Source organism: Rothia sp. HMSC058E10, from assembly GCF_001809415.1.
In the GTDB taxonomy this organism is placed as follows: Bacteria; Actinomycetota; Actinomycetes; order Actinomycetales; family Micrococcaceae; genus Rothia; species Rothia dentocariosa.
Genome location: NZ_KV797643.1, coordinates 131,434 through 157,101 on the forward strand (window position 1 = coordinate 131,434; position 25,668 = coordinate 157,101).

At 56.4% G+C, this 25,668-nt stretch carries 18 protein-coding genes and 1 tRNA gene; 10 read left to right on the forward strand and 9 right to left on the reverse strand.

Translation table 11 applies throughout. From position 1 onward, the window contains the following. Nucleotides 1-64: 64 nt before the first annotated feature. A complete protein-coding gene (locus HMPREF2609_RS09920; protein WP_070449665.1) occupies nt 65-1,327 on the reverse strand; it encodes a glycoside hydrolase family 76 protein in 1,263 nt (420 codons plus the stop codon). Nucleotides 1,328-1,403: 76 nt separating this feature from the next. Further along, nucleotides 1,404-2,498, reverse strand: coding sequence for a pseudouridine synthase (locus HMPREF2609_RS09925; protein WP_083296730.1), 1,095 nt, complete (start codon nt 2,496-2,498; stop codon nt 1,404-1,406). A 367-nt stretch (nt 2,499-2,865) separates the two neighbouring features. On the opposite strand from HMPREF2609_RS09925, the gene HMPREF2609_RS09930 reads away from it, so the two are divergent. Further along, the gene (locus tag HMPREF2609_RS09930) at nt 2,866-3,492 is read left to right on the forward strand and encodes a TetR/AcrR family transcriptional regulator (protein WP_070536690.1); all 627 of its coding nucleotides are present in this window, start codon (nt 2,866-2,868) and stop codon (nt 3,490-3,492) included. 97 nt (nt 3,493-3,589) lie between these two features. Here the strand turns inward: HMPREF2609_RS09930 and HMPREF2609_RS09935 are convergent, their stop codons facing one another. After that, entirely contained in the window at nt 3,590-9,196 is a 5,607-nt protein-coding gene (locus HMPREF2609_RS09935; protein WP_070536692.1) for an Lhr family helicase, read from the reverse strand. A gap of 190 nt (nt 9,197-9,386) precedes the next feature. Here HMPREF2609_RS09935 and HMPREF2609_RS09940 point away from each other — a divergent pair, with 190 nt between their 5' ends. From HMPREF2609_RS09940 to HMPREF2609_RS09950, 3 genes are all read left to right on the forward strand, one after another. Further along, on the forward strand, nt 9,387-9,971 hold the full coding sequence (locus tag HMPREF2609_RS09940; RefSeq protein ID WP_070536694.1) for a malonic semialdehyde reductase: 585 nt from the start codon (nt 9,387-9,389) through the stop codon (nt 9,969-9,971). A gap of 323 nt (nt 9,972-10,294) precedes the next feature. After that, entirely contained in the window at nt 10,295-10,879 is a 585-nt protein-coding gene (locus tag HMPREF2609_RS09945) for a malonic semialdehyde reductase (protein WP_070536696.1), read from the forward strand. 183 nt (nt 10,880-11,062) lie between these two features. Then, nucleotides 11,063-11,719, forward strand: coding sequence for a malonic semialdehyde reductase (locus HMPREF2609_RS09950; RefSeq protein ID WP_239664711.1), 657 nt, complete (start codon nt 11,063-11,065; stop codon nt 11,717-11,719). Between the two features lie 291 nt (nt 11,720-12,010). On the opposite strand, the gene HMPREF2609_RS09955 is transcribed toward HMPREF2609_RS09950, so the two are convergent. The 5 genes from HMPREF2609_RS09955 to HMPREF2609_RS09975 all read right to left on the reverse strand — a co-directional run bounded on the left by HMPREF2609_RS09955 (nt 12,011) and on the right by HMPREF2609_RS09975 (nt 16,551). Then, on the reverse strand, nt 12,011-12,892 hold the full coding sequence (locus HMPREF2609_RS09955) for a DUF4232 domain-containing protein (RefSeq protein WP_048753352.1): 882 nt from the start codon (nt 12,890-12,892) through the stop codon (nt 12,011-12,013). 1 nt (nt 12,893) lies between these two features. Beyond that, nucleotides 12,894-13,214, reverse strand: coding sequence for a 2Fe-2S iron-sulfur cluster-binding protein (locus HMPREF2609_RS09960; protein ID WP_004006570.1), 321 nt, complete (start codon nt 13,212-13,214; stop codon nt 12,894-12,896). A 217-nt stretch (nt 13,215-13,431) separates the two neighbouring features. Then, nucleotides 13,432-14,616 (reverse strand): cell wall biosynthesis glycosyltransferase, encoded by a 1,185-nt coding sequence (locus HMPREF2609_RS09965; protein WP_070536698.1) that lies wholly within the window; start codon nt 14,614-14,616, stop codon nt 13,432-13,434. A gap of 21 nt (nt 14,617-14,637) precedes the next feature. Continuing rightward, complete coding sequence (locus HMPREF2609_RS09970; protein WP_070536700.1) at nt 14,638-15,972, reverse strand: hypothetical protein; 1,335 nt, start codon at nt 15,970-15,972, stop codon at nt 14,638-14,640. Between the two features lie 506 nt (nt 15,973-16,478). Then, nucleotides 16,479-16,551: transfer RNA gene (locus HMPREF2609_RS09975), tRNA-Arg, on the reverse strand. Nucleotides 16,552-17,033: 482 nt separating this feature from the next. On the opposite strand from HMPREF2609_RS09975, the gene HMPREF2609_RS09980 reads away from it, so the two are divergent. From HMPREF2609_RS09980 to HMPREF2609_RS09990, 3 genes are all read left to right on the forward strand, one after another. Further along, complete coding sequence (locus HMPREF2609_RS09980; protein ID WP_048753345.1) at nt 17,034-18,884, forward strand: phosphoenolpyruvate carboxykinase (GTP); 1,851 nt, start codon at nt 17,034-17,036, stop codon at nt 18,882-18,884. Between the two features lie 359 nt (nt 18,885-19,243). Next, the gene (locus tag HMPREF2609_RS09985; protein WP_048753342.1) at nt 19,244-19,756 is read left to right on the forward strand and encodes an RrF2 family transcriptional regulator; all 513 of its coding nucleotides are present in this window, start codon (nt 19,244-19,246) and stop codon (nt 19,754-19,756) included. 503 nt (nt 19,757-20,259) lie between these two features. Next, entirely contained in the window at nt 20,260-21,429 is a 1,170-nt protein-coding gene (locus HMPREF2609_RS09990) for an FAD-binding oxidoreductase (protein ID WP_070536703.1), read from the forward strand. A gap of 773 nt (nt 21,430-22,202) precedes the next feature. On the opposite strand, the gene HMPREF2609_RS09995 is transcribed toward HMPREF2609_RS09990, so the two are convergent. Beyond that, on the reverse strand, nt 22,203-23,606 hold the full coding sequence (locus HMPREF2609_RS09995; RefSeq protein WP_070536705.1) for a phosphomannomutase/phosphoglucomutase: 1,404 nt from the start codon (nt 23,604-23,606) through the stop codon (nt 22,203-22,205). Between the two features lie 150 nt (nt 23,607-23,756). On the opposite strand from HMPREF2609_RS09995, the gene manA reads away from it, so the two are divergent. The 3 genes from manA (at nt 23,757) to HMPREF2609_RS10010 (ending at nt 25,646) form a co-directional block, all read left to right on the forward strand. Continuing rightward, a complete protein-coding gene (manA, locus tag HMPREF2609_RS10000) occupies nt 23,757-24,938 on the forward strand; it encodes a mannose-6-phosphate isomerase, class I (RefSeq protein ID WP_070536707.1) in 1,182 nt (393 codons plus the stop codon). An 82-nt stretch (nt 24,939-25,020) separates the two neighbouring features. Beyond that, the gene (locus tag HMPREF2609_RS10005; protein ID WP_013398471.1) at nt 25,021-25,311 is read left to right on the forward strand and encodes a nucleotidyltransferase family protein; all 291 of its coding nucleotides are present in this window, start codon (nt 25,021-25,023) and stop codon (nt 25,309-25,311) included. Beyond that, nucleotides 25,311-25,646, forward strand: a complete 336-nt coding sequence (locus tag HMPREF2609_RS10010) for a HepT-like ribonuclease domain-containing protein (RefSeq protein WP_210391470.1) — start codon at nt 25,311-25,313, stop codon at nt 25,644-25,646. The genes HMPREF2609_RS10005 and HMPREF2609_RS10010 overlap by 1 nt, the downstream gene beginning before the upstream one ends. Nucleotides 25,647-25,668: the final 22 nt, after the last annotated feature.

The window sequence follows — 25,668 nt, forward strand, 5'->3', positions numbered from 1 at the left end:
CATGTCTAGGGGCATGACGGGACGAGCCTGATAAGCGGCGCACCCCACCAGAGCCGGAAAAGCATTAGTCTTCCACGCTCAGGTGGGCGGCGGCCTCCAGAGTCATCCACGCCTGAAGCTGACCGGATAGTTCCACGGGCTTACCTGCGGCGATCGCATCGCGCGCGGATACGGTGAACTTCGGTGAGAAAATGGCGACCGTCCGGTCACGAATTTCGTTCGGGTCAATACCAGGTTCATTCAGCGGCAGGGTGGGGTCGAATTCGCGGCGTCCCTCCCACACCGCGCGGGCACTGCCGTACACGAGGGCGCTCGCCAGGGATCGTGCCTCCGGGCTGAGCATAGTGGACATTGCCGCTTGCGCCAGGTAGCGCACCAGAATACCGGTGAAGAGCGCACCGTCACCGTCGCTACCGGAGTGAAGTACGAGATGATGTGAACCGTCCGAGAACTCGAAATCTTCGCTGAGGTTTTTGACGATTCCGACGATCAGGCGTTCGGCGCGCAGCAGGTATTCTTCACGGCGGTCGTCTGAAATTTCCGAGGATTCCGCAAGCGTCAGAAGCACCGCTAAGGTTGTGCCCTGATTGTAGGTGTAGATATTGCGTTCTACGTCAAAGGGAACATTACGGCGGCCAGTGACGTCATCAACCATCACATCCTGCGGGCGCAGGTTAGCACCATCGAAGTAGAGCATACGGTCGCCGTCCCAAAGAACGTCGTTGAGCCAGGACATAAGATTCTGCGCGGTTTTTATCTGCCCGATGCGCGCAAAAGCAAGGGCCGCGGGAGCGGTTGCCGGAGTATTGCAGAAGTCTCGTTTGCCTTTGGACCAGCTCATGCCGCCACAGGAATGAAGGCCGGTGTTAAGCCTTTCAAAGAGTACCGATCCTGCATCCTGCGCCGTAACGTCCGAGGCGCCGGTTATTGTTTTACTAAGCCTATTGAGCCGCCCCACGGCGAGCGCCAACCATGCCATATCGTCATAGAAGTCGTTTGCAAATCCCAGGTTGCGGGTATGGATGCCGCGTACCACGCTCCTGGCGGTGGCGAGCATGTTCTGGGCTTGTTCGGTGTCGCCTTCACGGACGGCACGTTCGCCCGCATCTATAATGCAGTCGAGTAAGTGCGCCTGCCACCAGTAATGCCATTCGGCAAACCGTGCTCCTAGACCACGCGATTCGGGCATCTGCACTGCCCCGAGCAGGGTTCCGGGTACGCCAAAAACGCGGCGGGTGTATCGACTAAGGATAGAGTCGGCGGCACGCGAGGCGCGTTGCGCATGCTCGGTGCTGGGGACTGATTCAGAAGGGTGGTTGGAGGTCACGTTCTTTCTTCCTTGCTTATGAAAGCTACCTACGATACTGCCACGAGAGGCGAGGTGCTACCACATTATCGCATTATTAGTACTGGGGTCGTGCCACATTTCGCGGTGCGAGAGAAAGCGTGCGTGCGCTGTACAGGGTGAGCGGTTTGCCCGTGAAGGGATGTACACAGTCAAGACGATGCGCTAGAAGCTGTAGCGGCACAGATGCATCGTTTGGTGCTGTTGGCAGAACCTGCGGGTAGAGAACGTCGCCGAAGATCGGGGTTCCGAGCAGGTTCAGGTGCGCCCGCAGCTGGTGCATTTTGCCGGTGTGCGGAGTGAGTTCGTAGAGGGCGAGTTCTTCGCCGGGCACCGGATAGGACAGATACGGGTTTTGTTCGCCAGATTTGAGAGGAACACTTTGTGGCGCTTGATAGATTTCTCGGATGCGCACCAGAGTTTCCGCGTTCACGCTAAGGCCTGCGCGCTCGCATTCGCGTGCCGAGTACTGCCGCACCTGTAGAATATTGCGATCCTTGTCGATGCGGCTGCGCACCTGCACGCCTTCGCCCAGCATGCTCTCACGCAGGTCTTCACCTGGTGCCGGGGCGATAGCAAGGTAGGTTTTGGTGACCTGCCGGTTCTGAAACATCATCTGGAAGGGGCCGCGTGCGTCTCGAGTTTTGGCGAAGAGTAAAATCCCCGCGGTGGGGCGGTCCAGCCGGTGAACGGGCGTGAGCAGAGGATTATTCTCGCGTACCCGCAGTTTGGTGAGTGCGGTCTGCACGACATAGGCGCCGCGCGGGGTGACGGGCAGATAGTGCGGCTTATCTACGGCGAGCAGGTGCTCGTCTTCATAGAGGACTGGAAGGTCATCCGGCAGCGGTGGTTCCTCGGGAAGTGGGCGGTAGTACCAGATTCTTAGTCCGGGCAGATACTGGGATTGGTTGGTGAGGATCGTGCCATCATCGGTGCGCACCTCGTGCCGGGCGAAACAGTCGAGGATTGTTGCGGGGTCTTCGGGTGAGAATCGACTGATGAGGTACTGAGCCACCGTGCTGGGGTGTGCATCCGACCCTTTGCTCGTCTCATGCAGTGCTGGATACGCGGGCAGAGTCAGCGATACGGGGTCTATGCCCGCGCGCTGGGGTAGGGGTGGTATGAAGAGGTGGCGATTGACTCGTCGCGGCATAGGTTGATTGTAGCGTGCTTTGCGGGTTGACCTGTTCGGAGAAAACCTCTAGCCCCCTGCGTGAAAGTATAAGGACCGCGCCTTGAGGACAGCACATACTTAGGCCATCATGGCACGCCCCTCTCATGTTTTGGGTGGTAGGTGAACAGTGTGAAGTTAATGCGAAATATTCCTCGCGCAAGTGTCTAATAAATAAATAAAATCATAAAATTTGTTTCACTATCATGAAGCATGGAACGGCTTAATAACGCGGCAAAATCAGCTTATAAGCATTAAACTTCATATTAAGTTCTATAGGTAGCGGCTTAGGGTTAGCGCGGTACTATTAAAAAAAGAGGTTCGAGAAATCGAACGATTAGAGGGATATATGGAACACAACGCACGCAACGAAGCTAAGCACACTGAAACCGTACAAAAAGCCTCTGAAAAAGCAGCTAAGAAGACGCGGCAGAGCGGTCAGTGTCTGACTCCAGCGCAACGGGAAGAACAAATCCTGCAGGTCGCGGCGGCTCATTTTGCGCAGCGCGGTGTTGTGGCAGCCTGCATGAGCAGCATCGCTCGTGAGGCCGGTATTACTCGGGCACTGCTGTACCATTACTTCCCCGGCAAAGAGTCTTTGGCGGCGGCGGTAACCCGGCGCGAAGCACGGGCTGTTCTTGAAGCGCTCAGCGAGCACCACCCTAACCCGGTGGAGGCTCTTCGTGTTGAGCTGCGCTCCTACTTCGCCCATGTTGCTGAAGGCGGCAGTGAAAGCGATGCTCCCAGTACTCCTGACGAGTACTTGGAATGGATACTCGAACGCACCGAAATGCCCGTTAACGACCGCACCCGCATGATTTTAGGCGGATGGCTGCATCTAGTCGATTACTTCGCCCGACATGTGGTGCAGGGCAGTTCGCGCGGTAGCACTCCGGCGGGTGCACGCGCCATGCGCATCGATGAAGCTATCGACATCTGCGTTGGCGTGGCAGATACCATGACCGGCGGGTACTAAGCTAGAGCTTCTCAATGAGCCCCTAACATCGGGAGTTACCGAAAATATTGCGGTTCCCCTCGATGCGGGGCTTTCTGCGCTTAAAGACCCCGGCATTTTAGAGGGAGCGGCGCATCCGCAGACCGCGCGGGGTTGTGTAAAAGCCCTGCGCAAGCAGCGCGCGCCGTAACGCCACCACCGGATGCTCGGGCAGCCGGCCAGAATCGGTCTTCGACGCTCCCCGGTGAGTCGGCGGTTCCGGGGTTGCCAGAATATCACAATCGTTGAGTTTTTCCACCACGATTTTCTCAGCAATACCCGCCTGCACGATGCGCGCCAGCAGCGGGGCCGCAGCCTCAAGTTTGAGCGGATCAGCCGTGAAAGACAGCAGGGTTTTGCCGCCGCGTTCCAGATAGAGGACCGCTTCACCATCGAGCAGGATGAGGCAGGCACCCGCCTTACGCCCCGGACGATGCCGCACGGACTGGGCGGTCTCTGTGCCTTCGCGCGCAGCCTCTTCCGCACCGCCGAATGTAGAAGAGACCGAGAGCAAGCTGGGGACGGAAGGCCACGTGAGCGCCGCACCATAAGGATTCGCCGGATCTGTAGCCGCCAGCAGAACACCCTCAAATAAACCGAATACTTCCTCGTTTTTTATTCGTTTTACCCCGGTATTTTGCGGATTATCAGCGCCAATATTAGCGTAGGAACGCACCGCATCCACTGTTGCTGGGGAGGCGAACTGAGCCGCACCCAGCCCCTCAATGAAGTATCCGCGCCGCACCAGGGCACGTTCCTCGGCAGCCGCATAGACGCGGTACAAGGCCGCAAAGCCGCCGGGAACATCCTCAGAGGCGAGCGCGCCGCGCGTGAGCACACCGTACCTGTCTAAGAGAAGTTCCGCGCGCGCATAGGCGGTAACGGTAGCATCCGCCTCTTGCGAAGACCCGGTGCCCCCAGTATAAGGGCGGCTCTGGGGAAGGCTAATATGACTGAACCGCCCGGAATCCCGGGCCGAAACCTGCGGATCAGAAGAGCTGGCACGGGTGCCGCCCAAGCCGCTATACCTGCGTGGATAAGCACCCGCAGAAGTACGCGCCGCCGACAGTCGTGCGGCACCGCGCCTGCGCACCGGGCGCGCCAAGGGAGCGGCGGGCCGCACCGGATGCGCGCTCGATCCGCCCGCCAGCATGGCACGTACCGGGGCGAAAGTATCATTTGTGACCAGCCCCGCCCACACCAGGCGCCACAGCGCGGCGGATACCTCCGAAGCCTCCGGAAAATGCACAACCTCGCCCGAGGCGGCGCGAGAGACCAAGATGTCGTTCACGCGCTCACGAAGCGGCATAAAGAACAGCCCACCACCGGAAAGCGCCTCAAAGACGGCGTGCTCCACCGAGCCCAGCTCATCCAAGGCCTGCGTGCGAGAAGAATCGGGCAGGCTCAGCTCGGCGGATTCGGTAAGATGCAGGCTCACCCAGCCGTCATTGCCGGAGATTTCGCCCTCACCACGCCAAAGCACCTCTCCGCTGGCCAACAGACTATCTAAGAGCTGCGGCGAATAATCACGCACCCGGGCTGGCAAGACGAGGGTCTCCAGGGCAGAAGCGGGCACACGCACCCCGGCCAGCTGATCGATGACCGTCAGCAAGCCCTCGCGACCCTCTAATGCCTCGGCGGATGAACCTTTGTTTTCGGCGAGAACCTGAACCGTGCGTTCGGGCTCGTAATACGCGCCGTACTCGGTGGTTTCTGCGAGCCTGCGCGAAACCTTGACCGTCTGCGCGCGCACTCCCTGCCAGGCGGGCAGGAATGCACCATAAGCACGCTGCGGTACCGGCTCAATCTCGCGGCGCAGCGCCGCCAACGACCGGGCACGAAGCAGGCGAAGCACCTCGGCATCCACCCATTCCAGGCTTGCCGTGGGTGCGGGGGAGAGCGGTATCGTATCGGCTGCCTCCACGCGAGATACACGCAGTTCCTCGGGCAGGTACTCGCCCGAGAACAGCCGATTTTGCGTCTCTAAAGCGCGTAAAACCGGCAGAATAGCACCCGAACCCGTCGGCGTAATACGACTGAAATGGGCGCTCGCCTCGGCTGCGGTAAAGGGGATGTGCGTGCGCGCATACCGCGAGATTAGGTCTTCGAGCGGCGCGGCGACCGGCGTGAGGTACGCCTGAGCAATCCCGACCGGAAGCGGCAGCCCTAACCCGTCGCGCAGCCGGGCGGCGTCTTCCACGGCGGCATAGATCGGTTCCGTGCTATCCGCTATATTTGAGTGCGGATTGATAACGAATGCCCTGCGGGATGCGACCAGCTCTTCGGCAAGCGTGCGCGCCTCTTCGTCGGTGGCGTGCGGGGTAGTTTCAAGGTCTTCTTCCGGTAGACCCTCATCGGTATTTTCGGCTGGATCCCCGGTTTCATGTGAAATATCAGCCTTTTTAGATCGACTTTCGCTGCCTTTTGGGGTGCTCCAAGAGACCTCGGGCGCGGACTCAACCCCGGACCCCTCATTCCCGCGCAGCCGTAGCGCCAGCTCCCTCGCCGTGAGCGGTCCGAGCTGGCGCAGAAGATCCGCCACGCCCTCAACCCCGCGTGCCCGATACTTCGCCCCGGTGCGCTGAAGACGCTCCTGAACCTCAAGAATCACCTGCGGATCCAGCAGATCGCGCAGCTGAGCGGTACCCAGCAGCTCCGCCAAAAGTGCCGGATCCAGTGCCAAAGCGGCAGCGCGGCGTTCGGCGGCGGGCGCATCCGTATCGTAAATATGTTCCGCCACGTACTCAAAAAGCATGGTGCGGGCAAAAGGCGAAGGCCCCTCGGTCTGCACCTGCGACAGGCTGATGCGCCGCGCGGCAATATCCCGATGCAGCTGAAGAAGCGCAGGAACATCATATACATCCTGCAAGCATTCGCGGGCGGTTTCCAGCAGAATCGGGAACTCGGGGTATTTGCGCGCAACATCCAGCAGCTGGGCCGAACGCTGGCGCTGCTGCCATAGGGGAGTGCGCCTGCCCGGATCGCGGCGCGGCAGAAGCAGGGCACGCGCGGCGCTCTCTCGAAAACGAGACGCAAAAAGCGCCGATTCGCCCACACGATCCTTGACAATCTCCTCTAGCCCATCGGCCTCGAAGAGAAAAAGCTCAGCACCCGGCGGGGTATCTTCCACCGCGGGAATACGCAGCACAATACCATCATCTGCCGCAAGCGCGCTGGCATCAATACCGTACCGTTCCTGCACGCGGGCGCCCACCGCCACAGCCCAAGGTGCATGCACCGAATATCCGTACGGCGAATGCAAAATAACGCGCCAATCTCCCAGTTCATCGCGGCAACGCTCCACCACAAACCGCGTATCGGTGGGGACCACGCCGGTAGCCTCGCGCTGCTCCCGAATATAAGAGAGCAAATTATCGCTCGCCCAAGAGTCCAGCCCTAACCGGGTCAGCTCGGCGCGTATCGCAACCGTCGCTGAGGCGTCTTCGCTTCCGGAGTCAGCACCCGCAGACTTCGCTAACTCGCGGGTAAACTGTCCCAGACGACGGCCCAACGCCACAGGGCGGCCCACCCGCTCACCATGCCAAAACGGCAGGCGTGAAGGCTCGCCGGGTGCGGGGCTCACGCGCACCGCATCGTGCGAGATGTCCTCGATACGCCAACTGCTCGCGCCCAAGGCGATAACATCGCCCGCCCGCGATTCATAAACCATCTCCTCGTCCAGCTCGCCCACCCGTTTAGGTGCTTTGGAATCCTCAGAACCGGCCAGGTAGACAGGAAAAAGCCCACGATCGGGAATCGTCCCGCCCGAAGTTACGGCAAGTCGCTGCGCACCGGGCCGCCCCTCAATCGTGCCGCTTGGCGCATCAGCGGTGGCGGTGCGATCCCAAATAATGCGCGGGCGAAGCTCCGCAAACTCATCGGAAGGGTACCTGCCCGCCAGCATCTCTAAAGTACTATCAAAGAGCGCGCGCGAAAGGTTCGCGAAAGGGGCGGTGCGGCGCAGCGCCTCGTACCACGTATCCACACCGATAGGCCCCAGAGCACAGGCGGCGACGGTCTGCTGGGCAAGCACATCCAGCGGGTTTGCGGGAACGGTAAGCGGTTCTAAAGACCCGGCGAGCATACCGGACAGAGCCACGGCAGAGCCCAACAAATCCCCGCGATGCTTCGGATAAAAAAGCCCGCGCGAAACCTCGCCCACGCGGTGCCCGGCACGACCCACCCGTTGCAGACCGGAAGCCACCGACGGCGGAGACGCCACCTGAATAACCGCATCCACATGCCCCATATCGATGCCGAGCTCCAGAGAACTTGTGGCGACCACACACCGCAGCGAACCATTCTTGAGGGACTCTTCGATAAGCGTGCGCTGATCCTTCGCCACCGAACCGTGATGCGCCCGCGCCAGCGGCGCAATGTCTGGCTCCTCACCAATGTCAGGCAGAGGCTCACCCGCAAGCTCGCGCCGTGAGAGCTCGCGGCGCACATGAATATCGTTGAGAGCCGCGGTAAGTTTTTCGGCAAGCCCACGCGAGTTCACGAACACGATTGTAGAATGATTATTCTCGATATCGTCCACGATGCGTTCCTGAACATAGGGCCAAATCGAGGTACGATACCCGGATGCGCGCTCGCCCTCACCGCCCGGCTTCCGTGCTCCTGCACTTGCTGCCTCGCTCGCAGTACCGTCTTGTTCGGCGGAGCTGTTCGGCAGTTCAAGAGATAATCCTTCTTCGCCGGGGAAGGTGCCGATAGCATCCGCAAGAGTATAGGATGGCGCATCATCAGCTGCCTGAACCGGCAACTCTAGTGCGTCCGGGGCTGAACCGGGCGAATCCTGTCCGCGTGGTGCCCGCTGCTCCCCGGGCGCATAGCTGCCCTGCCCGTAATCGTTTGCCCCGCCGAGTGCCGCCATATCCGGCACGGGTACCGAGAGCCGCAGATCCCAACGTTTGGGCACCTGCCGCGCCACGATTGTCACCGGGTGCACTCCGCCTAAAAATGTGGCGACGGCTTCGGGCGGGTTCACGGTTGCCGACAGTCCGATGCGCTGCACCGGCCGCTCTACCAGCTGATCGAGCCTCTCCAGGGAGACCGCCAGATGCGCCCCGCGCTTGGTTCCCGCCAGGGCGTGCACCTCGTCCACAATCACGGTTGTCACGCCGGTGAGTGTCGAACGTGCCGCAGAGGTCAGCATAAGGTAGAGCGATTCGGGGGTGGTCAGCAGAATATCGGGCGGGTTGCTGATCAGCTGCCGCCTCTCGCGCGCCGGGGTGTCACCGCTCCGAATACCCACGGTAATATCGGGTGGGGTTCGCCCAGATTCCTTCGCCGTATGCGCAATCCCCGCAAGCGGCGCGCGCAGATTGCGCTCCACATCCGCCCCGAGAGCTTTCAGGGGCGAAACATACAGGATGCGCGTACCGCCCGCACGCTGTTTCTTGGTCTTTTGTATTTCTTCCCGAGCGCCCCCGTTTTTTCGCGCCTGAGCCGATGTCGTAAGCTCGCACTGATCCGATTCTGGGCTTTTGCCGCGGTAGAGCGCATCGAGCGCCCACAGGAAAGCGGCAAGGGTTTTACCGGAGCCCGTGGGGGCGATAATAAGCGCGTTTTCGCCCTTGCTGATACTCTCCCAGGCGCCTTCCTGTGCGGCGGTCGGAGTGCCAAAAGCGTTGCGGAACCATTGCTGAGTGGCGGGTGAGAAAGGTTCTAGAGCGTCGGGCATGGTCCCATTATCTCGTATGTGCCCCGGATTCTCCTTGAAAGTTTTTTGAGCGTGGCACATATTACAGGGGCAATTGTGCGCGAACACAAGACTTTTCCGTGTGGTGAGGCCATAATAGTTGAATACGTGCATTACATGCACCATAAAATTTTACAGGTAAAGTAATTTATTTCACTGAAAGGACACAGGTATGACCCGCTTGACCGAAGACCAGATCACCGCTCTCTTTCGCGAACCTCGCACTGTGAGCGCATTCACCGATCAGCCCGTCACCGATGAACAGCTGCAGAAGATCCAGGAGATCGCCTACCTGGGACCTACGGCTTTCAATAGTCAGCCCCTGCGCATCACCTGGGTAAAGAGCCCCGAAGCTCGCGAGCGCCTGGTCAAGCACATGATGGACGGGAATAAGGAGAAGACCCTCAAGGCTCCTGTAACCGCTGTGCTGGCCTTCGATAAGAACTGGCAGAAACGCTTTGGGGAATTCGCACCCCAGGCCGCTGCCTTCGAATCCTACTACGAGGCTGAAGAGGCACGTATTCCCGCGGGCGCGCTGAGCTCTGCACTTCAGGCTGGCTACTTCCTGACCGCCGTGCGCGCTCTTGGCCTGGATGCGGGCCCCATGACTGGCGCGGATTTCGACGGTATCGCCGCTGAATTCTTCGAAGGCACCGACCAGCAGCCCTTCCTCGTCGTAAACCTGGGTTATGGTGTGGCTCCCGAGTATCCGCGCGGTACCCGTTTTGAGTTTGATGATGTAACCCGCAGCATCTAAAAGCTGTGCTTCGCTCTTGCTGAGGTGCCGAGGTGCGCCTTCGGTCCCCAGCGAGAGTAAACCGCAGGAATCCGGTAGCTAGGTATATGTGTCCGGAGGCCTGCGAATATGTGGTGTACCGGTGGCTGCCGTATCTGATGATGCGGCAGCCACCGGTTTTTGCTGGGCTTTGAGGGAATGGGGAACTGCCGTGGCGTGAATTCTGGGGGTAGCTTTATGGTGCGAACCGGTGCATGATGGAAAGAACGGCGCGGTAGCCTTGCGGGGGACGAATAGATTCACCGTGTCGAGAGAACCCAACGTCATAGGAAAGGATATGAGAGATGACCCGTTTATCTGAGGACCAAATCACCGCTCTTTTTCGTGAGCCCCGAACTATGCGTAAATTTACCGATCGGCCCGTCACTGATGATCAGCTTCGGGAGATTCAGGAGCTTACCTATCTGGGACCTACGGCCTTCAATAGTCAGCCTTTGCGTATCACATGGATCAAGAGCCCCGAGGCACGTGAGCGCCTTGTCAAGCACCTGATCGAGGCTAATCAAGAAAAGGCTCGTCAGGCACCTGTCAATGCCATACTCTCATACGATAAGGCGTGGATAGGCCGTGCAGATGTGTTTAACCCCCGCGCGGCAGAGACTATCAGGAACTATTGCACGACCGAGGAAATTGTTACCTTTGCCGCTCAGCAGAGCGCCAACCTGCAGGCCGGTTACTTTATTACCGCTGTGCGCGCCCTTGGTCTAGACGCCGGTCCCTTATGGGCCGATTTTGAGGGGCTGTACGAAGAATTTTTTGCAGGGACCGACGAGCATCCCATCCTTGTGGTGAATTTAGGGTACGGCGTTCCAACCCAGTACCCGCGCGATACCCGGTTCGGATTCGATGATGTAACCCGCAGCCTCTAGCGGCTCGTGCATCTGCACCAGGATGCACCGCCTACCGGTTTTGTGACGAAGTTTGACGGAATCTATCGGGAAAAACCCTGTGGCTATGCGTTGAAGCTGAGGCGGGTGCACTATGGAAAAGGGGAGTGGTGCGTAACGTGCCTCTTGCTCCATATGCCGCATACTCGCCGGAAGGGAAAGAACGTGAGCTCACGCAGTGCTGCTGACCGGGGCATCGAACCGGAACCCTATCTCGCGAATCCGAGCCGCCAGTCACGCCTGTCCCGTGAACAGCGTGAGGCGCTATATGAACTGCCCCGCACCTCGTATCAGTTCAGCGATGATCCGGTGACTGAAGAGCAGCTTCGTGAGATTTATCGGCTTACCGCGCTCGGGCCTACCGCCTACAACAATCAGCCTTTGCGCATTACGTGGGTGCGGTCGAAGAGTGCGAAAGAACGCCTTTTGGGATATCTTCACGAAAGTAATCGCGATGCTGCCGCCAGCGCGCCCGTGAATGCGGTTCTTGGGTACGACAAGAATTGGCAGAAACGGTTCGCCGAGTTCGCTCCGCACGCCGTGGCAGCGCAGGAGTTCTTCGAGGCTGAAGAAGAGCGCATTCCGTTGGGCAGGCTAAACGCACAGGTACAGGCGGGGTACTTTATTACCGTGGTGCGTGCGCTAGGTTTAGATGCCGGGCCTATCACCGGCGTAGATTTTGAGGCTCTTGCCGCCGACCCCGTTCTGCTCGGCGGCGCAGATCAACAGCCTTTCCTCGTGGTGAATCTCGGCTATGGTTTGGGCCCCTATCGGGCACGCGGGCTGCGCTTTGACTTTGAGGATGTCACGCGCACTGTTTAATTTCCGTGCTTCGCGTCCCGCCACGAGATTTTCCTGCGCTTACGGCAGCCCTGAAACGCGGCGGCGTATACCACGTGCGGGCGAACTCCTAGCGTTTTCCCTTCATCTGGTGTTCTATTTCATAGGTAGGTAAGAAATATTTCCGTATCAGGGTGATGAGGTGGAAAACTTAGGTAAACCTCGTGTATAAATAAAGCATTGTGTAGATGCTGAAGAGGCGGTTCCTGTATAAGGAACCGCCTCTTGCTGTTATCGCTTCTTCTCGAAGCGCATCATTCGTGTGCTGAGTGGTTACGAACCGAACTGTCCCACGGACAGCTGCTGGACCTTGCCGGTGCACGCCTCAGAGGAAGCAGAGACCGTCGTCCAGTTGCCGTCACCGGGAACCTGAACTAAGAATCCGTGCGCCATTGTCGGTGAACAGTTCTTACCCAGCGGACCAGCGTTGACCGAGGTCACTGGGGCGTTTGTAGATTCACCTGTGTGCAGAAGCGTGCCGGTAGGGTTCGTTGAACCTGCCGCCGGGCGTGCCGGTGAGCCAATCTGACTGAAATTAGAATCTGCGTAGACAACCGTCGGGTTACCCTTGAGCACGCAGGGCTCCTCAGAAACGTTCGTGAACGTCAGAATGAATTTCCGGGCTCCGGGTGTGCCCTTATCTTCGGAAGCAGAAACCGAGAGATCGGTGATCTGGCAGGCTGACGCTAGGAGTGAACCTGAAGAACCGGTTGCTGAACGCCCTGGCTGTTTAGCTTCTGGGCTGGACGATTCTTCAGTGCCGTTATCTCCATCGTTATTCGATGAAGAGTCATCCGCATCTTTGCTTTCCTCGCCGGATGAACTCTTTTTATCGTGAGAATCCTTAGAATTGGAGTCTTTTTTCTTAGCTCCATCCTCGGAATGTTCATCGTTTGAGTGAGAGTCGTTATTATCTGTGGGGTTATCCTCAGGGCTTTGAGAACTATCCCCGCCCGCGGTACTGATAGAACCGGGGGACACAGAATGCGCCGGGTCGGAAGCACGGGTAATTTTACCCTGAGCAACGCTGGCGGATGCGCTCGGTGAAGCGTCAGTCTGCGCAGAATGATCGGCATCGGAAACGCCGCAACCTGCCAGCGTAAGGGCGCAAAGAAGTGCGGTTGCGGAGTAGAGTATCTTAGCCGAACTCGTCATATTACATCGCCGCCTGCAATTGTATAGAGGCGCCATCCATGCCGGGTGCGTATTCCACCTGGCAGCAGAGGCGCGAGTATTCGTTAGCTACGTCGTCTACCATGTCGAGGAGATCCTCCTCAGCATCGGTACGATCACCTGAAGCCGCGTAGTGTTCTGGATCAATAAAGGTATGGCACGTGGCACAAGATGCGTTGCCACCGCATGTTGCGAGTACGGGGAACCCGTTCGCCTGTACAGCTTCTAATAGAGTCTGGTGATCCTCCCATTCGATCTCTCGGCTGTCACCGTCTTCTCCGGTTACATTGATCTTCACGCTCACGCGCGTTTCCTCCTCACATTGTGTAGATGCACCTCTATTGTAAACTCAGAGCTTACCCCGTAAAACTTTGCGACGGGGGTATGACAGAGGTGTACCCGCGAGAAGAGTACCAAGGTTAACCCTATGATGCAGTGGTGCCGTGCACAGCGTATCCGTGACCCGTGCACCCTAGTGAACGAGTCGAAAATGGTGATTGGGAGTACCCTTGTTCTGGAGGTTATTCCTCGAAATCTTCCTCTGTTTCCAGGGCATGCACGATACCGCGACAGGTATCTTTGGGATTGGCGTATCGCAGATCCACACCAAAAATCTCGCGGATCTGACGGGCCGAATTCAGATGCCAACGTTGGCTGTCGGAGGGGGTCACAGATGTGGTAGCTTTCATACCCGGCGCCAATTTTTCGTGACGAATATCGTAGTGCTTGCCACCCATCGTAATCGTAAAACCGTGACTTTCCAGAAGATTCTTAAAAGCGTGGATATCGTGGGGAATCTTAACGCCGCGCTGCGACTTGGTGCCGCGCATCCTGGGCTGCGATTCGAAGGGGTTGCGTGTTTTCACCACACCCTTGCGCACGCTGACAATCTTATGGTTGGTGTTTGAGAACTCTACCGAATAGCCGTGCAGGGAGTATACGGTACGGCTCGTGCCCGGAATCGGTCGGCGATCATTCGCCTCTTCGAGGATGCGCTCCACAAGTTCTGCTGTGAGTCCCAGGGCGCTCAGCTGTTTCTCGGCATCAGGGGTGAGCTCATAGTGTCCGCTGGGGGCGCTGAGCGTAGAGCCATCAAAAGGATGTACCGAGATAACCTCGGAGGTATTCGCGTTCAGAACGGCGGTGTACCCGAGGCGCCGGTTTGAATAATGCTGAACCTCACGTCCGAAACGGTTTTCCTGGGCGGATTCGTCGCGGCGTTCGCTGTCTGGGGCCGTAATGAGCTCAAGGACGAGCGCGTACCCCAGGTTGTTGCGCATCATATGATCGATGACACCCGGCAGTACCGGGTAGATGCGGTCGCCCGGCGGAACATCGCCATAGAAATCATTCTCAATCTGTTCGGCGATGCGTTGGTTCTCGTGCGGAACCTCAAGCAGGGGAATAAGTTGCTGACCTGAGGGTTTAATTGTGGGCTTGACCGCCGCAGGCTTGGGTGCGTTGCGATAGGCGGTTACCAGCGCCTCGTTTTGGGCAATAAATTCTGAGGCAAGAAGCGGCATGATGGTGAAGTAAAGCTCCGCAGCCTCCGGGGAGATTTTGCGCCGTGCATCCAGCAGGCTTTCACCCTCGGGATTCTGTATAGTCCAGGTGCCCTCCTGTTCGGTGTATTCGTATCGCGCTAGGTGGGAGAGCTCCTGCAGACGGGCATAAAGCTCGACGGGAATGTCTATTTTCTTGTTCATAAGGTGCTTTCCTCCTAACCCCTATGAGACCGTGGCGTTTGATTCTAGAGAATTTTCAGGGGTATCTTCAGCACCGTTAGCGTCGGTATCTGTGGCGGATTGTCGAATACTCATGACGATGCGGTTATCGGGCGATATCGTAACCTGTATGCCACTCCCGTGATATTCGCGTGTCCAATCGAGGTTTACCCTTACCTTTTCGGGGGAGCTGATGGCGGAGACCATCGCATCGAAGGCTTCGCCGCCGTGGGTTTTAAGATAATTCTGCGCGCCGGAGGTGAAATCGCAGGCGGTGATATCGGGGACGCCAAGAAGCTCGCGAGCGGCTTCGGGGCTGTATTCTGTGCCGCTTCGTCCATCAAAATCATCAAACTCGTCAAGGGCGGTGATAACGGTCATAGACGCGGTATTGACATCGACTCGGTAATCGTTGTGGCGGAACCGAATAATCCAACCGTTAATACGTTCGGCGCGGCCCAGTGTGATAACTTCGCGGATAGTCACCAGATCGATATTGTCTTTTTTGAAGGTGTCCAACCGTCCCGGATCTACACGATAGTTGGCGGTGCGTTCGGCCTTGGTGATGGGATCATTCAAAGAAGGCAGCGCGGTCTTCCGTGTGTGTCCGTATACCTGTGCGGGAGGCTGCGCACCGGATGCTGAAGTCTGTGAACCCGCTGGCTTTGGTGTTTGTGAAGAAGCCGTCTCGGGTTGTGGGGTTGTATTTTCCGCTGAGGACTGTGCTGCTTGGTTCGTGCGCAGCTGTTGCAGGTATTCTTCAATGCGCGGAGGAGTATAGGTGAGCGTGCTCTTCTTCTTGAACATCGCGGGAGAAGGCATGCGGGCGATGCCGGGCGTGGGAACTTGCGGCTGTTCATGGGAAGGTACCGGCTGGGCCTGCTCTAGGGGAGTGGGCACCTTAGGAACGGGTATAGGGCCAGTCTGGGTCGTATCTGCGCTATCATCACTCGCAGGTTCCTCCATCATGTCGGCGGGAGCATCCACCGCGGCGCTAATCGTGGTTTCGGGAACCAGCGGCAGAGAACCGGTGACGACCTCGTCGGCCTGAGCTGCACTAACATCTTCGTGCTCTTGAGTTGAGAAAGAAACAATATCGTCGGCGTTTTCAATACGGTGTCGAAAATTCTTATACAGTATCTCGGATGCGGCGCTGAACAGCTTCTCGACGGATGCAGATTCGGCGGGTGCACAAGGACACAGAAGCTCGGTCTGATCTTCGCTATAGACTGCCCAGTGGGCGCATCGGTGATTTGCCGGATAGTATGTAATATCTTTTAGCTGAGCAATATCTATGAGGGAACCCACTAGGGATTGCGGTATCGTGAGCTGAACCATGATGTTGACGCTCCTTCGCTGTTGAAATACTTTCCCTGGAAAATTGGGGTGTATCCAGATTACCGGTATTTTTGAAGCCTGTCTTGGGATGACGGTGTTTTTAATCCCCTAGCAGATAAAAGCGGTGTTAGAGCTGGTGGCACACCGGAAACTGAGGGGCAGGCCAAGTATTTACGCGATGCGTCTGGTTGCACTGATCGTATGGATAGCCGAAATTTCATAGGCTGGTTTTGCGTTGAGACCCCCGATAGTCACCGCTTCTGAAGGCATGGGTATAGTGCCTGAGGTGAAGCTGTTTGTAGATGTGAATGCCTGCATGTTGTGACTCAGAAGGATCGGATCGTGGTTCTCTATACTCGTCAATTATACGCTATTCAATAGTTGTTTTAGGGTATAGAAACGGCGAAATCCCCGGCGATTACTCGCCGAGGACTTTCAAACTGCCACGTCTGCAGGCTTTGATAGACAGCAAAAAAGCCCTTCCTTGACAGGAAAGGCTTCGTTCGTACGCCTGAAGGGATTCGAACCCCCAACCTTCTGATCCGTAGTCAGACGCTCTATCCGTTGAGCTACAGGCGCATGCTCCTCGCGACCGGGCTTATAACTACCCGTCGCAGCAACAAACAATACTATACGGGCACCCTTGATAGCGCGCAAGTCGAAAAAGAGTGTTAGTTCTAACAAAAACCCTCAACTATTACTCGCAAAGTTCCTAAAAATGGCATAAAAACCGCGTAATTTCAATGTTTTTGCGGGGTGGGAAAATTTTTCAAAAAATTTTGGAATTCGTGGGAACGCTCGGGATTATTCGGTGAAGCTGCGCCGCATCCACAGGCAAACCAACTTAAGGACAAGAGCGCTGCAGTGGGTCAAATATAAAATACTCGACTCATCAGCTAAATGCGCTATTCTAGATGAACACGAGGATGTGGAAAATTCCACGGGCGTGTATTTTAAGGAAGCTACACGCCCTCGTTAGTTTAAAACATCCTCACAACACACTGCCTGCCGTGCCAGTGAGGTGCCCGGCAATTCTCAAGACTCAAAGGGGAAATAGGTCAATGACTGACATCTCAACCGGTACTCTTTCTGCAGAACTTGAAAAGAGCCTGCAGAACGCTCCCACAACCCACCCCGAGCTCTTAGCCTGGGTGCGCGATGTTGCAGCACTCACCGAGCCCGACCGTATCTACTGGGTTGATGGTTCCGAAGAGGAGTACAACCGACTCGCCCAAGAACTGGTCGATGCAGGTACCTTCGTACGGCTAAGCGATCATGAGTTCCCCAACTCGTATGCAGCGTTCTCTGACCCCGACGACGTGGCACGTGTGGAAGAGCGCACCTTTATCTGCTCACAGACCGAAGAAGGCGCTGGTCCTACCAACAACTGGCGTGACCCCGTGGAGATGAAGCAGACGCTCACCGGTCTTTTCAAAGGTTCGATGCGCGGGCGCACCATGTACATCATTCCTTTCGTCATGGGCTCTTTGAAAGCAAAGAACCCCAAGATGGCGGTCGAAATTACCGACTCCGCCTATGTGGTGTGCTCAATGCGCATTATGGCAACTATCGGCAAGGATGTGCTCGCGAAACTGGACGAGACCCAGGGCTTCTTCGTGAAGGCGCTTCATTCCGTAGGCGCCCCGCTTGAGCTCGGGCAGGCAGATGTGCCCTGGCCCTGCAACCCCGAGAAGTACATTGTGCAGTTCCCCGAGACCCGCGAAATCTGGTCCTTCGGGTCGGGCTATGGCGGCAACGCGCTGCTGGGCAAGAAATGCTATGCACTGCGTATCGCCTCGGTTATCGGTCATGATGAGGGCTGGATGGCTGAGCACATGCTCATCCTCAAGGTCACCAACCCTGAGGGCGTTACCCGCTACATCTCCGCTGCGTTCCCCTCTGCCTGCGGTAAAACCAACTTCGCGATGATGGACCCCACCATCGACGGCTGGAAAGCCGAAATGGTCGGCGACGATATCGCGTGGATCGAATTTGACGAGAATCACCAGGCTCGCGTCGTTAACCCCGAGGCGGGTCTTTTCGGCGTGGCGCCCGGCACCGGTTACTCCACTAATCCCAACGCCATGAAGGCAATCTCTAAGGGCAATACTATCTTTACCAACGTGGCGCTCACCGATGACGGCTCCGTATGGTGGGAAGGTAAGACCGACGAGGCACCCGCGCACCTGACCGACTGGACCGGCAAGGACTGGACTCCTGAATCGGGGCGTCCCGCAGCGCACCCCAACTCGCGTTTCTGCACCCCCGCATCCCAGGTGGATATGCTCGCCCCCGAGTACTACGACCCCGAGGGCGTGCCGCTGAGTGCCATCGTATTAGGTGGTCGCCGCAAGACCACCGTGCCGTTGGTCTCCGAATCCGATAGCTGGGAACAAGGTGTCTTCCGCGCGGTCACCCTCTCCTCTGAGACCACAGCAGCTGCAAAGGGCGCCGTCGGCGTGGTTCGCCGCGATCCCATGGCAATGCTTCCCTTCATCGGGTACAACGCGGGCGACTACTTCCAGCACTGGATCGACCTGGGTAAGAAGCACGGTGCCGAGAACATGCCGAAGGTCTACTACGTGAACTGGTTCCGCCGCACCCCCGACGGTGGCTTCGCATGGCCCGGCTTTGGTGAAAACTCCCGCGTGGTCAAGTGGATCTTCGACCGCCTCGACGGCAAGGGCGGCGGCACGCAGACTTTCCTGGGCACCGTACCCACGAAGGAAGATCTCGACCTAACCGGTCTGAGCATCAGCGATGAAGAACTTAACGCAGCACTCGCCGTTTCAAAGGACGAGTGGGTGGCCGAGTTGCCCGGCATTGACGAATGGTTAGCGAAGTTCGGCGATAAGCTCCCCGCAGAGGTCAAAGCTGAGCGTGACGCCTTGGCAAAGTCTCTTGAAGACTAAGGAACATTCGGCAATATGACACCATGGTGGGGTGGGATGCGCTGACAATGCGTATCCCACCCCACCGTTTGTGAAAGCCTGCTCTTACATTGTTGCAAAATACATCCCACCGATCGGGTGTGCAGCGCGTACAGCATGATATGGCATACTCGGGTGTGTGGGATGGTGCACAGTTTATGCAGAAAAGGTGTAAATATCCACCAATGCCTTAAAATATTGCTATACAGACTCCGCATTTTGTGTGCAGTAAAGCCATACCTAATTTTCGTGCGGGTGGTGCGAAGACTAGAATTTTCCGGTAGAACGGACAAACCCTATATTATTAGCCCTCAATAAACTGTTGAAAGGAGATACGAAGCATGCGCCTGACGGCTTTTTCAGACGTATCACTACGTATTATGATGCTTCTTTCTTCCTTGCAGGAAGGGGAAAAACTCTCGACCCAGAAGATCTCGGAGGGAGTCGGAACCCCTTATAATCACGTCGCAAAATCTGTGGCGTTCCTCGTCAATCAAGGGCTGCTTGAATCTACCCGTGGGCGATCCGGCGGCGTCCTGCTATCGGAGACGGGGCGCAAAGCGACCGTGGGGCAGGTACTTCGTAGTACCGAGGGCGATATTCCTATGATCGAATGCGAAGACGAAAACGGCAACTGCCCCCTAGATAGTTTTTGTCGTCTGCGAACGGTTTTAGCCCGCGCCCGTGAAGCTTTCTACGCTTCTGTTGATGACGTTGTTATCTCTGAACTTCCCGCTGGAGCGCGGCCTGCTGGACCCGTTTTTGTGGAGCTGGGGTTGGGGCCGCTCGTGCACGAGCCTACGGAACGAGAGCTGCCGCCCGTACCTCCCCGGCCCGCCGTAGCATCGCATTAAAGACCAAAGTCTCAGGGTGACAAATGTTTGTTGCTCAGAGAGTAGATGCACTATGCGAGAGAAAGTAGCGGATAAACCGTGAAAGCGTGGAGTTTTCTCTTTTGATAGCTTGCCTCTGTCAAGGGTTGGCACCGTAAGAATATACATTGACCGTATGTGCCCGGTGTCCGTTTAAGAAGGCAGGTATGTGACCTGAGTCCGCCTCCGTAAGAGGGGCAGGTAACTGGTATGCCAGTTTATACGTTGTAGAACAACACTGCTGTTCACTCTGCGTGAAACCTAGCGTGAGGGCACAAAATTATTTTTATTCACATCACGGTATATCACGGTGAAAATAATCACATAAACACTACTGTACAAAACACACTATCTGATACAAAGGCATTCTAAATATTTCACGCCGCAAGAAAACACCATCTTAGCGAACAATAAAAGGTGATAACCTAAAAAGGTTTATAAACAAAATATCACTAAAATCTAAGAAAGAAAGGCGCACATCCCTCATGCTTTCCGAAAAATCACGCCCGGTTATCGAGGCAACCCTGCCGATTGTCGCAGAGCGTATCAGGCACATTACACCAGACTTCTACGAGCGTATGTTCGCCGCCCGTCCAGACCTGATGGACGGGCTCTTCTCTCGGTCGTCTCAGCTCGAAGGCACCCAACCGAAGGCGCTTGCTGGGTCCATCGCGGTCTTCGCTTCCTACATTATGGAGCACCCCGATTCCTACCCTGACGAGGTGCTTTCCCGCGTGGCGCATAAGCACGCATCCTTAGGGCTTCAAGAGAATGAATACCCGACCGTCTACAAGTATCTTTTTGAGGCGATTGCCGCAGACCTGGGCGAAGCAGCAACTGAAGAGGTCGTGGGCGCCTGGAGCGAAGTGTACTGGCTCATGGCGAACGCCCTGATCAAGATCGAAAAGGGACTCTATGCATCCCAGGCAAATAATGTTACCCACGCGCCCTTCAAAGTTGTTGATCGCCAAGAAACCGGCGATAACGTGGTCGTGCTGACCTTTGAACCTGCCGATAACACCCCCATGACTGAGGCGAAAGCAGGCCAGTACATTTCCATTATTACGAAGGCACGTGATGGTCTGCGCCAGCCCCGCCAATACACCCTGCTTCCGTCCGATAAAAACCAGCGTCGTATCGGCGTGAAGCTCGATCCGAACGGCGAAATGACTTCGATCATTCACGGGCTCAAGATTGGCGATGTCGTCGAGATTTCCAACCCTTATGGTGACCTCACCCTGGAAGGCTTCGGTTCTGCAGATGCGCCCCTCTACCTTTTCTCAGCGGGTATCGGCGTAACCCCTATGATTAGCTTCCTCAATGAGCTGATTGAGTCCGGTTCTCAACGTCAGGTAACCGTGGTTCACGCTGACCGTCGCCTTGATACATGGCCGCTGCGTGAGGAAATGACCGAGCTGATCGAAAAACTTCCTCACGGCAAGCTCATCTCGTTCATAGAAGACGAAGAAACTGGCGATTACCGTGGCCGTGTGGACATCGCAAAGCTGGGCATACCTGCGGAGGCGAACGTATACCTGTGCGGTCCGCTGCCGTTCATGAAGGGCGTGCGTTCCGCTCTCGTGGATGCAGGTGTACCGGCGCAGAATATCAATTACGAGATCTTTGGACCGGACCAGTGGATGCTGCGCTCATAAAGGCTACTTCAGCGTAGCCCGTGCTGGAGTATTTAGAGGCGGCTGGGTGAGCTAATAGTCGCCTTCTTCAGGAAGTCTCTGTGCAAGTCCGTCTCTCGGCGTCAGGGGCGCCTCGGCCCTCTTCTGGTGCGCATCTGCATCCTGAAGAAGGCTCTTGGAGAACACCCTGAAGCCGTTCGGGAGACCCGTCTGACGCTGCACCGAATATCCCATATTCAAGAGGAGAGACAAAAAATATTGGGGGCGTTGAGCCCCCAATATTTTTATTTAAGTATTTCTAAATGTCCAAAGGTAAACTAAAGAAGCCCCCGTCGCGGCTACACCCCACGGAACACTTCTGACCTAATCAGCCGTGGAGGGTCGTAGTTCCGAAAGGGGGTGAGACGGAATGCCGAAAAAAGGTAAAAGCAAAATCGCTTTGGCGGCTGCGCGAATTATCAAAGCCCTCGCGCAACTCGTCAAAGCGATTGCTGACCTAATCGACGCCATCGGCTAAGCCGATGTAACGTCTCAGCGGGTTCCCCTAGCTTCGCGGTTTAGGGGTGCCCGCTATCTAACATTATACCTAAATATCAGTGGGTATACCCCTGTTAAAACTACAAAGCCCTCGCGCTGGCGTTCACGCTCGGCACGCCTACCGGGGCAAAGCGGGCTCAAATGCGCTCGTGCCAGGGCTGTAAGGCGATCGTATAACCCAGCACCAATAATGCTTAGAAGAAGGGCGGATACCGATAATAATCGGCATCCGCCCAAAATAATGTGAGCTCAAAGAACTACTGGCGCACCAGAGCCAGAATCTCGTCGCGCACGCGCTCCATCGTGGGGATATCCGGTGCTTCAAGGTTCAGACGCAGGAACGGCTCAGTATTGGAAGGCCGCAGATTCGCCCACCAGCCTTCTTCGGTATTGGTGAAGGTGGTACCGTCGGAGTCTTCGACCTTGACAGGCGCGCCAGCGTAGTGCGCGCGTACACGGTCCACAGCGGCTGCCTTGTCCTCAATCTCGGAGTTGATCTCGCCAGATGCGACATAGGGGGAGTAGCTGGCGCTGATCTCGGAGAGCGCCTGGTTACCGCCGCCGAGAGCCGCGAGCACGTGCATCGCGGCGAGCATACCGGTGTCTGCGTTGAAGAAGTCCTTGAAATAGTAGTGCGCAGAGTGCTCACCGCCGAAAATACCGGATTCTTCAGCCATGACTGCCTTGATGAAGGAGTGACCCACACGGGTTTTCACGGCGCGTCCACCGAGCTTTTCGACGAGCTCGGGTACAGCCTTGGACGTGATGAGGTTATAGATAATAACCGGCTGCTCATTGCCTTCCGCCTTAGCGCGCGCGATTTCACGCTCTGCCACGAGCGCGGTAATGGCGGAAGGGGTGACCGCGTTACCCTTCTCATCAATCACGAAGCAACGGTCGGCATCGCCGTCAAAGGCAAGACCGATGTCTGCACCGTGCTCAACAACCGCCTTCTGCAGATCGACAAGGTTAGCGGGTTCAAGCGGGTTAGCCGGGTGGTTCGGGAAAGTTCCGTCAAGCTCAAAGTAAAGGGGCACAATCTCAAGCGGAAGCGCAGGCAGAAGAGCATCCCCCAAGACGGCGGGTGTGGTCTTACCGCCCATGCCGTTACCCGCATCCACAACAACCTTGAGGGGACGAATATTGGAGAGGTCCACGAGCTTACGCAAGTACTCGGCGTAGGCTTTGAGAACGTCCTTTTCGGTGACGACGCCGGGATTCTCAACGGTAGGAATAGAGCCTTCGTCAAGGTACTTCTGAGCAAGATCACAAATATCGAAAAGACCGGTTTCGGAGGATACAGGCACCGCCCCGGCCTTAGCCATTTTCATGCCATTGTATTCGGCGGGGTTGTGGCTTGCAGTGAAAGTAACGCCTGCCGCATTCTCAATACCGCATGCAAAGTAGAGTACGTCGGTTGAAATGAGACCGATTTTTTGGACGTTTGCGCCGCGTGCGGTGGCACCTTCAGCGAATGCATCCATGAATTCGGGGGAGGAGGGGCGCATGTCACCGCCCACCAAAACGGTCTGACCAGCCAGACCGAGCACATCAACAAAAGCGGCGCCGGTTGCACGCACAGTTTCGTGGGTAATAGTTTCGCCGACGATACCGCGAACGTCGTACGCCTTAAATGAGTCTTTGAGGTTAATAGTAGTCACTCGTTTATTTTAGCGGGTATATCTTCGAAATGTACCTCTATAATTGGTGGGAGTATCCAGAGAATTCCCTGAATTTTATGGGTTTTATATCACGTATGCCGTAGTTTTGGTGATGTTGCGTGTAAAAGTTCCTAGAAAGGCCAAGGCGACATGGGCGAAATTTTTCCGTTGAAGAATAAGATTCAGAATTATGCGTGGGGTTCGCACGAAGTTCTGGGTCGCATGCGCGGTGTGCCCGTACCCACGGAAAAGCCGGAGGCTGAGGTTTGGGTGGGGGCGCATCCTGCGGCTCCGTCTGAAGCCACGGTCGATGGGTCTGTGTCGCCGTTGAACGAGCTGGTGGCGGCGCATCCGGACCGTTTTTTGCGCCCTGACCGTGCGAGCGACTGGTTCCCGTTCCTGTTTAAGATTTTGGCTATTGATGCTCCGCTGTCGATTCAGGTTCACCCTACACCGCAGCAGGCCGTCGCCGGGTTCGAGGATGAACAGGCGCGCGGGATTCCGGCTGATGCGCCGCATCGTAACTATAAAGACCGGTACTCTAAACCTGAGAACGTAATTGCCTTAACCCCCATGAAGGTACTGACGGGCGTGCGTCCGCAAGGTGAGCTGCGGGAGCTAGCTGAAGCTTTTGGCGCCGATTGGCTGAGTTCTCGTGTACAGCTGAGCCCAAAACAATTGCTGACCGAGATTATTCGTCTTCCGCAAGATGCTGCTGACCGCGCCATAGCGGGTTTGGTAACTGCGGCGCAAAAGCTGATGACACAGGATGGTGTCTCTGCAACGGTGTCGGATGCCGCCGACCTGGTGAACCTGGTGGCGCAGAAGTATCCGGGTGATAAGGGGCTACTCGTCGCGTTTGTGATGAACCTGATGAACCTTGCGCCGGGGGACTCTGCTTTTACCCCGGATGGTCAGGTGCATGCATATGTCTCTGGCACGGCGATTGAGCTCATGAATCCCTCGGATAATGTGCTGCGCGCAGGTCTTACCCCAAAGCATATTGATGCGGAAGAACTTATTAAGGTGCTCGGCGAGCATCAGGATGCGCCGGTACTACAGCGCCCGACGGCGAACAGCTCGGGCGTGGAACAATACGCCATGTGGGATGAACGCATGAGCGTGCAGCATATACGGGTGCTCGCTGACGAATCGGTTGAATACACCTTTGAAGGCACCTCTGCCGCGCTGGTGGTGGACGGTTCGGTCACGATTTCTGCGGGCGAGCAGAACATAACGCTGCGCGGCACCGAGTCGGTACTGCACGCTGGGGATGTCACCTCCGCCACCATCACGGGGGAGGGCGAACTGTATATCGCCCGGTATGTGTAGCGTGTTTATTGTGTGGGGAATATTGAGAGCAAGTTTGTGAGTATTTACTATAAGACTTGTATCTTAAGAAAGGAGTAGCGCTATGCGGCCTTCGTTAGCTTTTGAAACACATCGGCGTGCTATACGCGAGATTGTGAAAAAATATCCTACAGTAAATCCCCGTGTTTTTGGCTCTGTTCTACATGGTACCGATCATGAGGAGAGCGATCTTGATGTCCTCGTGGATGCTCTGCCTGGAGCTACTCTTCTAGATCTCGGAGATCTGGAAGCAGATTTGGTGCAGGCGCTTGGAACCCGAGTAGAAGTTCTCACTCCCCAAGATTTGCCCCATAAATTCCGTGAACGCGTACTTGCTGAGGCTCAGCCGGTGTAATGATGAGCAAAAATCGTCTTTCTGATTACATAGAGCACATACAACAGGCAGCCGGTGATGCATATTCTTTTACGGAAAATATGACTCATCAAGATTTTTTAAAAGATAAAAAGACTCAACAGGCAGTTATCCTAAATCTTATTATTATCGGCGAAGCTGCAACAAAAATCATGGATAATTACGAAGACTATACTCGTACGACTCCTGAGGTCCCGTGGCGCAGCATGCGAAATATGAGGAACCGGTTGGCTCATGGGTACTTTGATATAAACCTCGATATCGTGTGGGATACTGTAAAAAATTGGTTACCTTCTCTGCTGGAACAAGAGTTTTAGCTTCATAGAACTAAAATATTAA

Excerpts from the sequence above, each read along its gene's own strand:
- HMPREF2609_RS09970 (WP_070536700.1), bottom strand. The coding sequence starts at position 15,972 with ATGGTTCAGCTCACGATACCGCAATCCCTAGTGGGTTCCCTCATAGAT.
- HMPREF2609_RS09935 (WP_070536692.1), bottom strand. The coding sequence starts at position 9,196 with ATGCCCGACGCTCTAGAACCTTTCTCACCCGCCACTCAGCAATGGTTC.
- HMPREF2609_RS09925 (WP_083296730.1), bottom strand. The coding sequence starts at position 2,498 with ATGCCGCGACGAGTCAATCGCCACCTCTTCATACCACCCCTACCCCAG.
- HMPREF2609_RS09945 (WP_070536696.1), top strand. The coding sequence starts at position 10,295 with ATGACCCGTTTATCTGAGGACCAAATCACCGCTCTTTTTCGTGAGCCC.
- HMPREF2609_RS09985 (WP_048753342.1), top strand. The coding sequence starts at position 19,244 with ATGCGCCTGACGGCTTTTTCAGACGTATCACTACGTATTATGATGCTT.
- manA (WP_070536707.1), top strand. The coding sequence starts at position 23,757 with ATGGGCGAAATTTTTCCGTTGAAGAATAAGATTCAGAATTATGCGTGG.
- HMPREF2609_RS09930 (WP_070536690.1), top strand. The coding sequence starts at position 2,866 with ATGGAACACAACGCACGCAACGAAGCTAAGCACACTGAAACCGTACAA.
- HMPREF2609_RS09990 (WP_070536703.1), top strand. The coding sequence starts at position 20,260 with ATGCTTTCCGAAAAATCACGCCCGGTTATCGAGGCAACCCTGCCGATT.
- HMPREF2609_RS09940 (WP_070536694.1), top strand. The coding sequence starts at position 9,387 with ATGACCCGCTTGACCGAAGACCAGATCACCGCTCTCTTTCGCGAACCT.
- HMPREF2609_RS09955 (WP_048753352.1), bottom strand. The coding sequence starts at position 12,892 with ATGACGAGTTCGGCTAAGATACTCTACTCCGCAACCGCACTTCTTTGC.
- HMPREF2609_RS09965 (WP_070536698.1), bottom strand. The coding sequence starts at position 14,616 with ATGAACAAGAAAATAGACATTCCCGTCGAGCTTTATGCCCGTCTGCAG.
- HMPREF2609_RS10005 (WP_013398471.1), top strand. The coding sequence starts at position 25,021 with ATGCGGCCTTCGTTAGCTTTTGAAACACATCGGCGTGCTATACGCGAG.
- HMPREF2609_RS09980 (WP_048753345.1), top strand. The coding sequence starts at position 17,034 with ATGACTGACATCTCAACCGGTACTCTTTCTGCAGAACTTGAAAAGAGC.
- HMPREF2609_RS10010 (WP_210391470.1), top strand. The coding sequence starts at position 25,311 with ATGATGAGCAAAAATCGTCTTTCTGATTACATAGAGCACATACAACAG.